This window comes from Rheinheimera soli, from assembly GCF_021290985.1.
Lineage (GTDB): Bacteria > Pseudomonadota > Gammaproteobacteria > Enterobacterales > Alteromonadaceae > Pararheinheimera > Pararheinheimera soli.
The window spans coordinates 212,371-226,424 of the sequence record NZ_JAJOYU010000001.1 but is presented as its reverse complement, the minus strand read 5'-3'; the positions used below and the strand labels follow the sequence as shown (position 1 = coordinate 226,424).

At 46.5% G+C, this 14,054-nt stretch carries 15 protein-coding genes; all 15 read left to right on the top strand.

Translation table 11 applies throughout. The annotated features are described in order from the left end of the window. The first annotated feature begins 46 nt into the window (after positions 1–46). The 15 genes from fliL to LSG37_RS00985 all read left to right on the top strand — a co-directional run bounded on the left by fliL (position 47) and on the right by LSG37_RS00985 (position 14,046). A complete protein-coding gene (fliL, locus tag LSG37_RS01055; protein ID WP_233078005.1) occupies positions 47–571 on the top strand; it encodes a flagellar basal body-associated protein FliL in 525 nt (174 codons plus the stop codon). A 12-nt stretch (positions 572–583) separates the two neighbouring features. Further along, a complete protein-coding gene (fliM, locus tag LSG37_RS01050) occupies positions 584–1,672 on the top strand; it encodes a flagellar motor switch protein FliM (RefSeq protein WP_233078004.1) in 1,089 nt (362 codons plus the stop codon). 2 nt (positions 1,673–1,674) lie between these two features. Then, positions 1,675–2,064, top strand: a complete 390-nt coding sequence (gene fliN / locus LSG37_RS01045) for a flagellar motor switch protein FliN (RefSeq protein ID WP_008898500.1) — start codon at positions 1,675–1,677, stop codon at positions 2,062–2,064. Next, positions 2,064–2,510, top strand: coding sequence for a flagellar biosynthetic protein FliO (gene fliO, locus LSG37_RS01040; RefSeq protein ID WP_233078003.1), 447 nt, complete (start codon positions 2,064–2,066; stop codon positions 2,508–2,510). Before fliN ends, fliO begins: the two co-directional genes overlap by 1 nt. Next, entirely contained in the window at positions 2,511–3,257 is a 747-nt protein-coding gene (gene fliP / locus LSG37_RS01035; RefSeq protein WP_233078002.1) for a flagellar type III secretion system pore protein FliP, read from the top strand. It abuts the gene before it with no gap. Then, positions 3,254–3,523, top strand: a complete 270-nt coding sequence (gene fliQ / locus LSG37_RS01030) for a flagellar biosynthesis protein FliQ (protein ID WP_233078001.1) — start codon at positions 3,254–3,256, stop codon at positions 3,521–3,523. Before fliP ends, fliQ begins: the two co-directional genes overlap by 4 nt. After that, on the top strand, positions 3,523–4,296 hold the full coding sequence (gene fliR / locus LSG37_RS01025; protein ID WP_233078000.1) for a flagellar biosynthetic protein FliR: 774 nt from the start codon (positions 3,523–3,525) through the stop codon (positions 4,294–4,296). Before fliQ ends, fliR begins: the two co-directional genes overlap by 1 nt. Positions 4,297–4,305: 9 nt before the next feature. After that, positions 4,306–5,433 carry a flagellar biosynthesis protein FlhB gene (gene flhB / locus LSG37_RS01020; RefSeq protein WP_233077999.1) on the top strand — a complete coding sequence of 376 codons (1,128 nt, stop codon included), beginning with the start codon at positions 4,306–4,308 and terminating at the stop codon, positions 5,431–5,433. Between the two features lie 73 nt (positions 5,434–5,506). Then, positions 5,507–7,612, top strand: coding sequence for a flagellar biosynthesis protein FlhA (gene flhA, locus LSG37_RS01015; protein WP_233077998.1), 2,106 nt, complete (start codon positions 5,507–5,509; stop codon positions 7,610–7,612). A gap of 10 nt (positions 7,613–7,622) precedes the next feature. Then, the gene (flhF, locus tag LSG37_RS01010) at positions 7,623–9,029 is read left to right on the top strand and encodes a flagellar biosynthesis GTPase FlhF (RefSeq protein WP_233077997.1); all 1,407 of its coding nucleotides are present in this window, start codon (positions 7,623–7,625) and stop codon (positions 9,027–9,029) included. Next, the gene (locus LSG37_RS01005; RefSeq protein WP_436286411.1) at positions 9,022–9,903 is read left to right on the top strand and encodes a MinD/ParA family protein; all 882 of its coding nucleotides are present in this window, start codon (positions 9,022–9,024) and stop codon (positions 9,901–9,903) included. Before flhF ends, LSG37_RS01005 begins: the two co-directional genes overlap by 8 nt. Continuing rightward, positions 9,900–10,619 (top strand): RNA polymerase sigma factor FliA, encoded by a 720-nt coding sequence (locus LSG37_RS01000; protein WP_269836413.1) that lies wholly within the window; start codon positions 9,900–9,902, stop codon positions 10,617–10,619. The genes LSG37_RS01005 and LSG37_RS01000 overlap by 4 nt, the downstream gene beginning before the upstream one ends. Before the next feature lie 54 nt (positions 10,620–10,673). Continuing rightward, positions 10,674–11,045, top strand: a complete 372-nt coding sequence (cheY, locus tag LSG37_RS00995; RefSeq protein WP_008898490.1) for a chemotaxis response regulator CheY — start codon at positions 10,674–10,676, stop codon at positions 11,043–11,045. A 25-nt stretch (positions 11,046–11,070) separates the two neighbouring features. Further along, positions 11,071–11,823: a protein phosphatase CheZ gene (locus tag LSG37_RS00990; protein ID WP_233077996.1), complete on the top strand. Its 753-nt coding sequence runs from the start codon at positions 11,071–11,073 to the stop codon at positions 11,821–11,823. A 15-nt stretch (positions 11,824–11,838) separates the two neighbouring features. Next, positions 11,839–14,046, top strand: coding sequence for a chemotaxis protein CheA (locus LSG37_RS00985; RefSeq protein WP_233077995.1), 2,208 nt, complete (start codon positions 11,839–11,841; stop codon positions 14,044–14,046). The last annotated feature ends 8 nt before the right edge of the window (positions 14,047–14,054 follow it).

Genomic DNA, 14,054 nt, shown 5'->3' with positions numbered 1-14,054 from the left:
GGCGAGGTCAATAATACGGTTTGATCACAGTGGATAAGGAATAAAAATGGCGGCGGGTAAAGACTTAGAAATTGGTGACGGTAAAGCGAAAAAGAAAAAGCTGATCATCATCATAGGTGCAGCTGTTGTACTTGCCGTTGGTGCTGTAGTTGCTGTGCTGATGATGTCAGGTGGTTCGTCTGAACCAGCTCCGGCTGAAGCTGGTGCGGAGACAGCTGCAGCAGTAGATCCAAATGCATTGGCAGCCAAAGGTACCGCCTTGTACGTCAGTATGCCGCGGCCTTTTATCTTTAATGTGCCTGGTGCTTCTAAAGATCGTCTGGTGCAAATTAAAGTACAGTTGTTAGTACGTGGCAGCAACAATGAAGAGATTGCCAAAGTGCATATTCCATTAATTGAAAGCACCTTGTTACGTAACTTTAGTACCAGCAATGCCGAAGAACTGATCACAGTTGAAGGCAAAGAGAATTTAAAGAAAAAAGCGCTGAAAGATGTGCAGGAAGCCTTAACTGGCGTGGCTGGCAGTGAAGTAGTGGAAGAAGTGCTTTTCACTGGTTTTGTGATGCAATAAGAGAGCAACAGCTTGACTGATTTATTGTCCCAGGACGAAATTGACGCGCTACTGCATGGTGTCGATGACGTCGAAGAAGAAGAGGTCGAGGAAAGTGGCGACGGTCGCGGCCGATCTGCGACCGAATACGACTTCTCCTCCCAGGATCGTATCGTGCGTGGTCGTATGCCCACGCTCGAAATGGTCAACGAGCGTTTTGCCCGTCATATGCGTATCAGCTTGTTTAATATGATGCGCCGTACTGCCGAAGTTTCCATTAACGGCGTACAGATGATTAAATTCGGTGAATACGTGCATACCCTCTTTGTTCCAACCAGCTTAAACATGGTGCGGTTCCGTCCGTTAAAAGGCACAGGCCTTATTACAATGGAAGCGCGTCTGGTGTTTATTCTGGTAGACAACTTCTTTGGTGGTGATGGTCGTTACCACGCCAAAATCGAAGGCCGGGAATTTACGCCAACGGAACGCCGCATCATTCAAATGCTGCTGAAGCTTATCTTTGAAGATTATAAAGAAGCCTGGGCACCAGTGATGGACGTCTCCTTTGAATATCTGGATTCTGAAGTCAACCCGGCTATGGCTAATATCGTCAGTCCAACCGAAGTGGTGGTCATCAGCTCTTTCCATATTGAACTGGACGGCGGTGGCGGTGATTTCCACGTGGCCTTACCTTATTCCATGCTGGAACCTATCCGCGAGCTTTTAGATGCCGGTGTGCAAAGTGATAAAGAAGACACCGACTTACGCTGGAGTAAGGCGCTGCGTGACGAAATTATGGATGTGAAAGTGGATTTGACCACCAAAATGCTGGATGTGGACATTACGCTGGAACAACTGATGAATCTGCAGGCTGGCGATATTATTCCGGTGGAAATGCCAGATCATATTACGGTGTTGATTGAAGATTTACCGACCTACAGAGCAAAAATGGGACGTTCCCGCGACAATATTGCCTTAAAAATCATCGAAAAAATTAAACGACCTGAGTCCGTGAAATCAGAGATGCATGTGTTCACTAAAGGCGGTCGTCGCCTGGACAGCGATGCGGATATTACTGAACTGGAAGCGGATTTAAACTTATCTGAACGTGGGGAGAGATAATCATGGCGAATGAACAAGATACCATGGACGAATGGGCCGCGGCTTTAGCGGAAGCTGAAGTGGACACTGGTGTTTCGGCTGTTGAGCTGGATGAACTAAAAGAAGAACCGGCTCAGCTGACTGTCGATGAAAAACGTAAACTCGATACTATTTTAGATATACCTGTCACTATTTCTATGGAAGTAGGACGCGCCAAAATCAGTATTCGTAACTTACTGCAACTGAACCAGGGTTCAGTGGTGGAGCTGGAACGTCTGGCTGGTGAACCGCTGGACGTATTGGTAAACGGCACTTTGATTGCTCATGGCGAAGTGGTTGTGGTGAACGACAAATTTGGTATTCGTCTGACCGACGTGATCAGTCAGATCGAACGTATTAAGAAGCTGCGCTAATGCGGTTAAGTCGTTGCGTTATGACCTTGGGTCTGGCTGCCTTTAGTCCTTTTCTGACAGTCGCTGCTGAAACTGTTGCTGAAGTATCAGCCACTGCAGCACCTTCAGTTCAGGGCAACGGCATGAATGCCATGAACATCATGAATGTATTTGGCTCGTTAATTATTGTGTTGGGGCTGTTGTTTGGCTTGGCCTGGTTGTATAAAAAGCTGGCGATAAAATTGCCAGGTTCCAGCCATATTAAAATTGTCAGTTCTGTGATGCTGGGTCCACGTGAACGCATTCTGGTGATTGAAGTGCAGGGCAAACAGCGGGTGTTGGGTGTGACGGCAAACCAAATTAATATGCTGTTTGAATTAGAACAACCACTAGTTGACGATCCGGCTGCGCCAGACTGGCGCACTCAATTTCAGGCGTTACTACAAAAACAGAAGTCGAGCTCTTAAATGTGGCCATTACTTGCACTAGTACTTTTACTTTTATCCCCTGATTTGCTGGCACAGCAGGGCGGCTCTTTGTCCGCTTTATCTGTTACGACAAATCCCGATGGTTCTCAGGACTACAGCGTAACACTGCAAGTTTTGGCAGTGATGACAGCCCTGAGTTTCCTGCCAGCCATGGTCATTATGATGACCTGTTTTACCCGTATTATTGTGGTGCTGGCTATTTTGCGTCAGGCCATAGGTTTGCAATCTTCACCATCCAACCAGGTGTTGATTGGTATTACGCTGTTTATGACCTTTTTTATCATGGCTCCGGTTTTTGATGAGGTAAATCAAAAAGCGCTGCAACCCTATCTGGCTGAAGAAATGACCTCGATTCAGGCCTTTGATGAAGCAATAAAGCCGATGAAAGCTTTTATGCTGCATCAAACCCGAATGAAAGATTTGGAAACTTTTGCAGAAATAGCGGGCACGCCCAGAGTAGACAATGTGGCAGATTTACCTATCACAGTGGTGATCCCGGCTTTTGTCACCAGCGAGTTAAAAACTGCGTTCCAAATTGGTTTTATGATTTTTATTCCGTTTTTGATCATCGACTTAGTCGTTGCCAGTATTCTGATGGCCATGGGTATGATGATGTTATCGCCAATGATTATTGCCTTGCCCTTTAAACTGATGATGTTTGTGTTAGTGGATGGCTGGTTATTGGTAATGGGAACTTTAGCCACCAGCTACGGAGTGGGGACATGAGTCCAGAGGTTTTTGTTGATATATTAAGTGACGCGCTTTGGCTGGTGATTTTAATAGTCTCCATGGCCATTATTCCGTCGCTTATTGTGGGTCTGATCGTATCTATTTTTCAGGCCGCAACCTCTATCAACGAACAAACCTTAAGCTTCTTACCTCGTTTAATTGTTACTTTGCTGGCGCTGATGTTTGGTGGCCATTGGTTAACTCAAACCATTATGGATTACACCGAGAGGCTCTATATGAGCATTCCCACGGTTATTAGCTGATGGAATACCCTCTACAGCAATTACTGCAGGTTATTGCTGACTTTATGCTGCCTTTTGCCCGAGTCTCAGCCATGATGTTTATTATGGTAGCCTTTGGCGCAAAAAATATTCCTACCCGTGTCAAAGCTGCATTTTGTGCGGCTTTTATTGTGATGATTATGCCAGTGGTGCCGCCGGTGAAAGACGTCAATCTGATGTCGCTGAATCTTGTGGTGCAAATGATCCAGCAAATTCTGATAGGGCTGGCCATAGGTTTTATTTCGCAAATTTTTGTGCAGGCTTTTGTCACCGCAGGCCAAATACTGGCCACTCAAACCGGCTTAGGTTTTGCTGCCATGGCCGATCCGGCCAACGGTGTGTCAGTGCCGGCTATAGGCCAGTTTTATCTGATTTTAGCCACCTTATTGTTTCTGGTGTACGACGGTCATTTGATTATGTTTCAGATGGTGGTGTTCAGTTTTGAAACTTTGCCTATTGACGGGCAGTGGCTGGATGTTAATAAATACTGGCAAGTAGCTGAGTTTGGTAGTTGGATCATTGTGACGGCCCTTGCCATTACTTTGGCTCCTGTCACCGCTATGCTGGTAGTGAATATTGCTTTTGGTGTCTTGACCCGTACCGCGCCGCAATTAAACATTTTCTCCATAGGTATGCCTATCAGTATGTTGGCAGGTTTATTGATCATGTGGATGACGATGGATACCTTTTTGTTTCATTTTAACCTGAACTGGCAGCATGGTATTGAATACACCTGCAAGTTAATTGGCTGCTAGGAGAGCGTTATGGCAACCTCTGGTCAGGAAAAAACCGAAGAACCCACCAGTAAAAAACTGGAAGACACCCGAAAGAAAGGTCAGGTTGCGCGTTCCAGAGATTTAGCCACTTTCGCAGTACTGGTCGGCAGCAGCGCAGGTCTTTTAATCTTCGGCAAAGAAATAGCAGCGTCAGTGCTGGAAGTTTGTCGTCGTTTATTGTCGCTGGATGAAAAGGACATCTTTAATCCCAATTCGATGTTTTCAGTCTGGGGCGATGCGCTGGTTGAGTTATTTCCCGGCTTATTAAAGTTTTTCCTACTGATTATGCTGGCGGCTTATGTAGGCAGTGTGCTGATTGGCGGCTATAACTTTACCTGGCAAGCTGTTGGGTTTAAGGGCAGCAAGCTCAATCCTATAGCTGGCTTCAAACGAATGTTTGGTTTGCAGGCCATGGTGGAATTGATTAAAAGTATTGCCAAGGTACTGGTGATAGGTGGTTTAACCTTCGCACTGCTTGCGACCTTTTTTGACGATATTATGGCGTTATCCCTGATGACCAGCCCTGAAGATATTTTTGCATCAGCGGAAATTCTGGCCTGGGTGTTTTTTGGTATTTGTTTTAGCGTCATTGTTATAGCGGCCATAGATGCGCCTTATCAGATGTGGAAACATCATAAAGAACTGAAAATGACGCTGCAGGAAGTCAAAGATGAATACAAAAACTCTGAAGGTGATCCAAGGGTGAAGGGGCGGATTCGGAGCTTGCAGTATCAGGCAGCACGGCGCCGAATGATAGCTGCTGTTCCTACCGCTGACGTGGTTGTCACCAACCCGACTCACTTTGCTGTGGCGCTTAAATACGATCAGGCGAAGTTCAGAGCTCCTGTTGTCGTCGCCAAAGGTGCAGATGAAGTCGCGCTATACATCAGACGTCTGGCCGATGAAAACAAAGTGCCGGTGCTGGAGTCGCCCGCTTTAGCCCGCTCCATTTTTTATACCACTGAACTTGATCATCCTATTCCGGAGCAGTTATTTGCTGCGGTCGCACAGGTATTGGCTTACGTTTATCAGTTGAATATGTACAAAAAAGGCAAAGGAAAACGTCCGAAAAATCTGGCGAGAGACTTACCTATACCTGAAGATTATCGGCATTAAATAGCAGAACCCTGAGTAAGTGGAACGGTTTTTGTATAACAGCCTGTAGCGTCAGTAATTTGTCAGGCTTTTTATGTCGATGACCCAAGTATTTTCCCGTATAAACCCCGAAGTTTTGTCTTATATCAAAGGCATTGGCACTCCTTTAATGATCCTGGCCGCTTTGGCTATGGTGGTATTGCCATTGCCGCCTTTGATGCTGGATATTTTATTCACCTTTAATATTGCGCTTGGACTGATAGTACTGTTAGTCACCATATACACCCGAAAACCTCTGGATTTTGCCATTTTCCCCAGCGTTATTCTGGTGGCTACCATTTTGCGTTTAACCCTGAATATCGCCAGCACCAGGGTGATTTTACTTGAAGGCCATAATGGTCCTGATGCTGCGGGTAAGGTGGTAGAAGCATTCGGTGAAGTGGTTATTGGTGGCAACTACGCTGTGGGTCTTGTGGTTTTCATTATCCTTGTGATCATCAATATGATGGTAGTGACCTCTGGTGCTGCCCGAATTTCCGAAGTGACAGCCCGTTTTACCTTAGATGCGATGCCCGGTAAACAAATGGCAATAGACGCCGATTTAAACGCCGGTTTCATTGACGCTGAGCAGGCCCGCAAACGCCGTGAAGAAATAGGCGAAGAAGCCGATTTTTACGGTTCAATGGACGGTGCGAACAAATTCGTTAAAGGCGATGCGATGGCGGGTATCGTGATTATGGTGATCAATATCATCGGCGGTCTGACCATTGGTGTACTGCAACACGACTTGCCCTTTATGGAAGCCGTTGAAATTTATACCTTATTGACCATAGGTGATGGTCTGGTGGCACAAATACCAGGCCTGTTGTTGTCGGTCGGTACTGCCATTATCGTGACGCGTCAAAACAAAGAAGGGGATTTTGGCACCCAAATGGCAGGCCAGTTCAGTAACTTCAAAGTACTGGTCATCGCGACAGCTATCCTTGTCATTATGGGCATTGTGCCCGGCATGCCTCATGTCGCTTTTTTAAGTCTGGCTGCTATTGTTGGCGGCGCTGCCTATTACCTGTACAGAGTGGAAAACCCAACGGCAGAAAAAGCAGCAGCTATTAAAAAGGCCGAAATGACGACTCCTGTTGAAATGGCTCCTGTCAAAGAAATTGGTTGGGACGATGTGCAGCCAGTTGACACTATAGGTTTAGAAGTCGGCTATCGGTTAATTCCTTTGGTCGATAAAGCTCAGGGCGGTGAACTCCTGACCCGCATTAAAGGCGTGCGCAAAAAGTTATCTCAGGAACTAGGTTTTCTTATTCCTGCTGTGCATATTCGCGACAATCTGGACTTAGAACCTAATACCTACCGTGTCACCATGATGGGTGTGACCACTGGCGAGTCAGAGCTTCGGCATGATAATGAGCTGGCGATTAACCCTGGTCAGGTGTTTGGCACTGTCAAAGGTATAGCGACGAAAGACCCTGCTTTTGGTCTGGAAGCGGTTTGGATAGCTAAAAACCAGCGTGAACATGCACAGACCTTAGGTTACACAGTAGTGGATGCAGCAACAGTAGTCGCCACCCATTTAAGCCAGATTTTAACCAATAACGCAGCTCAGTTGCTGGGCCATGAAGAAGTACAGAACCTGCTGGATATGCTGGCCAAATCTTCTCCTAAGTTAGTGGATGCCTTAGTACCAGATACGCTGCCGTTGACTGTGGTGGTGAAAGTACTGCAAAACCTGTTGCATGAAGGTGTACCTATCCGCGATATGCGTACCATTGTACAAACTTTGGTGGACTATGGCGCTAAGAGTCAGGATGTTGACGTATTAACAGCCTCTTGTCGCGTAGCGCTTAAACGATTGATTATTCAGGAAGTGGTAGGCAGCGCTCCTGAAGTACCTGTGATCACCTTCGCGCCTGATCTGGAACAGATGTTACATCAGTCGATGCAGTCAGCAGGCAATGACGGTGCAGGCATTGAACCTGGTTTAGCTGAACGTATTCAGCAGTCTCTAGCTACAGCTTGTCAGAATCAGGAATTGGCTGGCGAACCTGCAGTTTTATTAACATCCGGCATTTTGCGATCAGTTATGGCACGATTCGTGAAGTACAGTATTCCAGGATTACGGGTTTTGTCCTACCAAGAGATCCCTGACAACAAACAAATCCGTATTGTCAGTGTGGTAGGCCAGTCGAATTAGGAGTTAAGCTATGAAAATCAAACGCTTTGTTGCCAAAGATATGCGTACCGCTCTGACAGAAGTCAAAGAGTTTTTAGGCCCTGAAGCCATTATCCTGTCGAATAAAAAAGTGGCTGGTGGCGTTGAAATTGTAGCAGCGATAGACCCCGAGGCCGCGCCAGCTAAGGAACAGCCTGAAGTTCAGGCCACAGCTCAGCCTGCGGTAGGCGGTCGTTTGAATATCAAAGTTGATGATGAACCAGAACAAGTGCCTGCTGATTCTCTGCAAGCTTTGCTCGCCCGTCAAATCAGTAAACAACCAGCAGCTGCTCAGGCTATCTCTGCCAATAAAATGGCGGCTGTAAAAACCGCTGCTGCAACCAATGCTTTATTTTCGGTTGCAAATTCAGCACCTTCGGATCTTGAACGTCAATCTTCCGGCGCAGCTGCGGTAAATTTAAACGAATTAACCCGCTATCAAGAGCAGCAAGCCAAACTGATGCAAAAGCAGTTCGATGCGATGCGCAGCGAAATGTCATCGATGAAACAACTATTGCAACATCAGGTCTCTGGTTTGATGTGGCAGGATCTGGCGCGTCGTGAACCTGTTCGTGCCATGGTGATTGAAAAACTGCTGGCGTTGGGTTTGTCTGAGCCTGTCGCTGACCAGATTGCCTGCTTTATGCCAGAGGATATCAGTGACTCTGAAGCTTGGGACAGCGCATTAGAGCTGTTAACAGGGCAGTTGATCACCACCAATGACGACATTATGCGCCGTGGTGGAGTCGTGGCTCTGGTTGGCCCAACGGGTGTGGGTAAAACCACTACTGTGGCTAAGCTGGCTGCTCAGTTTGCCAAACGTCACGGTGCTGATCAGGTGGCTTTAATTACCACTGATTCATTTCGTATCGGGGCTTACGAGCAGTTGGCCACTTTTGGCCGCATTATTGGTTGCCCGGTCAAACAAGTGAAAGACAGCGAAGAGTTAGCCATGCTGTTAAATCAGTTGCAACAACGTAAATTAATACTGATTGACACTGCAGGCATGAGCCAGCGTGACGTTCGTCTTGCTGAAAAACTTGCGTCCTTAGTGCATAATTCGCGTGTCAAAATAAAAAGTTATCTGGTATTGTCTGCAACATCTCAAGCTCGCGTGATGCAGGAAACCGTTGAACATTTCAAACGTATTCCATTAGCGGGTTGTATTTTCACCAAACTTGATGAATGCTTAAGTTTGGGAGAAATCATTAACGTGGCAATACAAAATGCGTTACCGGTCAGTTATTTGACCCATGGCCAACGAGTCCCTGAAGACATCGAAATGGCCGACGCAAAAACAATGGTTGCCAAGGCAGAGCAGTTACGGACCTCTAACAGTAGTACGGGTTATCAGTGGTATTCAGACACGACTGCCCGGGTGGAAGGAACCTATGCATAATCTTCCGATGAATGATGATCAAGCCAGTGGCCTGAGAAGAATGAACCAACAACAGATGGTAAAAGTCATAGCGGTGACAGGTGGTAAAGGCGGCGTGGGTAAAACTAACGTCACGCTGAATCTCGCCATGGCTATGGCCCAGTTGGGCAAAAAAGTATTAGTACTAGACGCTGACCTTGGGTTAGCAAACTGTGACGTGATGCTTGGACTTCGGGTTCAGCAAAACTTATTCCACGTATTATCCGGCGAAGCTGAGCTGGATGACATTCTGATTGAAGGCCCTTTTGGTATTAAAATTGTACCAGCGACTTCAGGTACTCAGTCCATGACCGAATTAAAACCGGTGGAACACGCTGGTCTTATTCGTGCTTTTAGCGAAATGCGCACCCGTTTTGATGTGTTGCTGGTCGACACTGCCGCAGGCATTTCCGATATGGTATTAAGTTTTTCCCGAGCTTCGCAGGATGTGTTGGTGGTGGTCTGTGATGAACCATCCTCCATTACCGATGCTTATGCGCTGATGAAAATTTTAAGTCGTGAGCATGGTGTACAACGCTTTAAAATTGTCGCTAATATGGTTCGCAGCTTAAAAGAAGGTCAGGAGTTATTTGCTAAGCTAAGTCGTGTGACCGACCGTTTTTTAGATGTCAGTCTGGAATTAGTTGCTACTATTCCTTTTGATGAAAACGTCAGAAAATCGGCTCGTAAGCAAAAAGCTTTTGTCGATGCCTTTCCAAAAACTCCGGCGTCTCTGGCTATCCGCACCTTAGCCACCCGCGCTGTGCAATGGCCTGTGCCTCCTGTGGCCTCAGGGCATCTGGAGTTTTTCCTGGAACAACTGGTGCAACAACCTGAAGCGAGAGGTCTGGTTTGAATAGCAAACTTGCGGCCTACGGTGCCGCGGATCAACTGACACTGATGGTTGAGCGGCATGCGCCTTTGGTGAAGCGTATTGCTTACCATTTGTTAGCCCGTTTACCCGCCAGCGTTTTAGTCGATGACTTAATTCAATCTGGCATGATTGGTCTGATTGAAGCAGCAAAGAATTTTGATGGTAGCAAAGGTGCAAGCTTTGAAACCTTTGCTGGTATTCGTATTCGTGGTTCTATGCTGGATGAAATTCGCCGTGGCGATTGGACTCCACGCTCTGTCCACCGCAATTCCCGCATGATAGCTGAAGCCATTTCTGAACTTGAATCTGAACTGGGTCGTGATGTAAAAGATAGTGAAGTTGCTGAAAAACTTGATATATCTTTAGATGAGTATCATCATATGCTTAGTGACGCCAGCAGTGGTCGCATTATTGGTATCGAAGATCTGGGCATCTCGGATGATGTGTTAGTGACGGCAAATGATAAAGATGACGATCATTTGTACGAACAACAGGCAACTGATGCATTTCAACAGGCGTTGATAAAAAATATCAGTAGCTTACCGGAGCGAGAAGCGATAGTGTTGTCGCTGTATTATAATGACGAACTAAATTTGAAAGAGATTGGTGCTGTACTGGATGTCAGTGAGTCCAGAGTCAGTCAAATTCATAGTCAGGCGCTGGTGCGTTTGCGCTCCAGGATGCAGGATTGGTTGTAATAGTTTGAGTTAGTCCAGCTTGGGCTCTCACCGGAGGGGATTTTGGATAAGAATATGAAAATTCTTGTGGTTGATGATTTCTCAACCATGAGACGCATTATTAAAAACCTGCTAAGAGATCTTGGCTTCACCAACGTGTCTGAAGCTGATGATGGCAGTACTGCTTTGCCTATGCTGCAAAACGGTGATTTTGATTTTGTCGTCACTGACTGGAACATGCCAGGCATGCAGGGTATCGATTTGTTACGTGCGATTCGTGCCGATGCAAAGCTGAAACATATTCCTGTGCTGATGGTTACTGCTGAAGCGAAAAAGGAACAAATCATTGCAGCCGCTCAGGCTGGAGTGAATGGTTACATCGTTAAACCTTTTACTGCTGCAACCTTACAGGAAAAACTGGCTAAAGTATTTGAACGCCTGGGTTAAACCGTAACTGACAAAGGAGTACACCATGTCTGTAGCTACGGCACCCTTGATTTCTTTAGAACAGGCCCGTGAACTGGTTCAGTTACTTGAATTCGGCGAAACCGAATCGGCTAACCAACTGGTGCAACAGCTGGCTGTTCCGGGTTCTTCTGAGTTGTTTGCCGAGGTTGGAAAACTAACCCGGCAATTACACGACTCGCTTAAAAGTTTTCAAATCGATCCATCCTTAAGTTCGCTACTGGAAGATGATATTCCGGATGCGAAAAAACGTCTGAATCACGTCATTGATATGACAGAACAAGCCGCAAACAAAACCATGGATGCGGTCGAAAACTGTCTTCCTATCGCTGACGAACTCAACTCACACTTACAATCTATTTTGCCAAATTGGCAAAAACTGATGAGTCGTGACTTAAAAGTCGGTGAGTTCAAAGCCTTATGTCACAATCTTGATGGCTTTTTGCATCAGGCAACAGGAAACTCTGCTACCTTACATGCACGGCTGACCGAAGTATTGATGGCGCAGGATTACCAGGATTTAACAGGTCAGATTTTACGGCGGGTCATTGAATTGGTCCGGGAAGTGGAAGACAGCTTAATTGGTTTATTAACGGCCTTCGGTCAAACCAATTTAAGTATGGAAGAACGACCAGCCGTAGCGAAAAAACCAAAAGCAGGTCACGAAGCTGAAGGCCCTATTATTAACGCAGCAGAGCGTGATGACGTGGTGTCCGGTCAGGATGACGTGGACGATTTATTATCAAGTTTAGGTTTCTAAAAGGGGAGCTGTAGCATGGGCTTTGATTTAGATGAGGATATTTTACAGGATTTCCTAGTCGAAGCCGGCGAGATCCTTGAACTACTGCAAGAGCAGTTGGTTGAGTTGGAAAATAATCCGGATGACGCAAATTTATTAAATGCCATTTTCCGTGGTTTCCACACTGTCAAAGGTGGCGCTGGATTTTTATCGCTGACTGAATTAGTTGACGCCTGCCATGGCGCCGAAAACGTGTTTGATATTCTGCGTACCGGTAAACGTCGTGTTACCGCAGAATTGATGGATGTTATTTTACAGGCGCTGGATGCGGTCAACGCTATGTTTGCCGATGTGCAAAACCGCGAACCACTGACCCCGGCCGATCCTGCAATTATCGAAGCTTTGCATCGCCTGAGCATGCCTGAGTCTGAAGATGAGCAAGCACCTCATGCTGTTGCCTCAGAACCTGAACCAGAAGCTGAAATAAGCATGGAAGAATTTGATGCTGTGGTTGAGTTCGCCACAGCTCCTGCAGTTGAAAGCTCTTCTATTGATGAAATCAGCGACGACGAATTTGAATCTTTATTGGATGAATTACATGGTGCCGGCGCTCCTGGCCGTGATACTTCAGCCAATCTGCCTCCACCTGCTGTTAAAGAAACGGCCAGTGAAGACATTACAGATGACGAGTTTGAAGCCATTTTAGATCAGTTGCATGGTCAGGGTTCCTTTATCCCTGGTGAAGCTGCAGCAGCTGCTGCTGTAGCTAAGCCGGTCGAAAAAGCTCCTGCTAAACCAGCAGAAAAAGCAAGAGCGGCGTCAGGTGATGATATCTCTGATGACGAATTTGAATCTTTGCTGGATGAATTACATGGCAAAGGCAAAGCGCCTGTTGCGGTAACGCCAGCTCCTGCTCCTGTGGCAAAAGCCCCTGAACCAGTGAAAGCCGCAGCTGCTGCAGCGCCAAAACCAGCTCCTGCTCCTGTGGCTGCTGCGCCAAAAGATCCGGATGCCGATCCTAAAGCTGCCGCCAACCAACCAGAAACTACAGTTCGGGTTGATACCAAACGTTTGGATCAAATCATGAACATGGTCGGTGAATTGGTACTGGTACGTAACCGTCTGGTGAGCTTGTCAGGTTCTGCTCAAAATGAAGAAATGAGCAAAGCTATCGCCAACCTCGATGTAGTCACCGCCGATTTACAAGGCGCAGTGATGAAAACCCGGATGCAGCCGATCAAAAAAGTATTTGGCCGTTTCCCTCGGGTTGTACGCGATTTAGCCCGTTCTCTGCAAAAGGACATTAACCTTGTGCTGGAAGGGGAAGAAACAGATTTAGATAAAAACCTGGTGGAAGCTCTGGCCGATCCATTGGTCCACTTGGTGCGTAACTCGGTCGACCATGGTATTGAAATGCCGGATGTTCGGGTGAAAGCGGGTAAACCTCGTACAGGTTTGGTCCGTTTAGCTGCTTCACAGGCTGGTGATCATATTTTGTTAACCATCACTGATGATGGTGCAGGTATGGACCCGGAAAAACTCAAAGCCATTGCGATTAAACGTGGTGTGCTTGAGCCTGATGCAGCGGCCCGTATGTCAGATACTGAAGCCTTTAATTTGATTTTTGCCCCTGGCTTCTCCACCAAAGAGCAAATCTCCGATATTTCTGGCCGTGGTGTGGGTATGGATGTGGTGAAAACCAAAATTACCCAATTAAACGGTACAGTGCATATCAACTCTAAGTTAGGTCAAGGCACCTTATTAGAAATTAAAGTGCCGCTGACTTTGGCGATATTGCCAACCTTGATGGTGATAGTGGGCGAGCAAACTTTTGCCTTACCATTGGCGACAGTCAACGAAATATTCCATCTGGATTTGGCCAAAACCAACAATGTCGATGGTCAGTTGACGATAGTGGTCAGAAACAAAGCTATTCCGCTGTTTTATCTCGAGCATTGGCTGGTTAAAGGTTCAAGCAAGAAGATAAAGCGCGAACAAGGCCATGTGGTGATAGTGCAAATCGGCACACAGCAAATTGGTTTTGTGGTGGATTCTCTGATTGGTCAGGAAGAAGTGGTGATCAAACCTCTGGATGCTTTATTGCAAGGTACTCCGGGTATGGCTGGCGCTACTATCACATCAGACGGCGGTATAGCGCTGATTTTAGATGTGCCTAACCTGCTGAAGCATTATGCAAAACGCTCCAAAATAAAATTTGATCGCTTTGACAAATTCTCAGCTTAAGAGAGTGC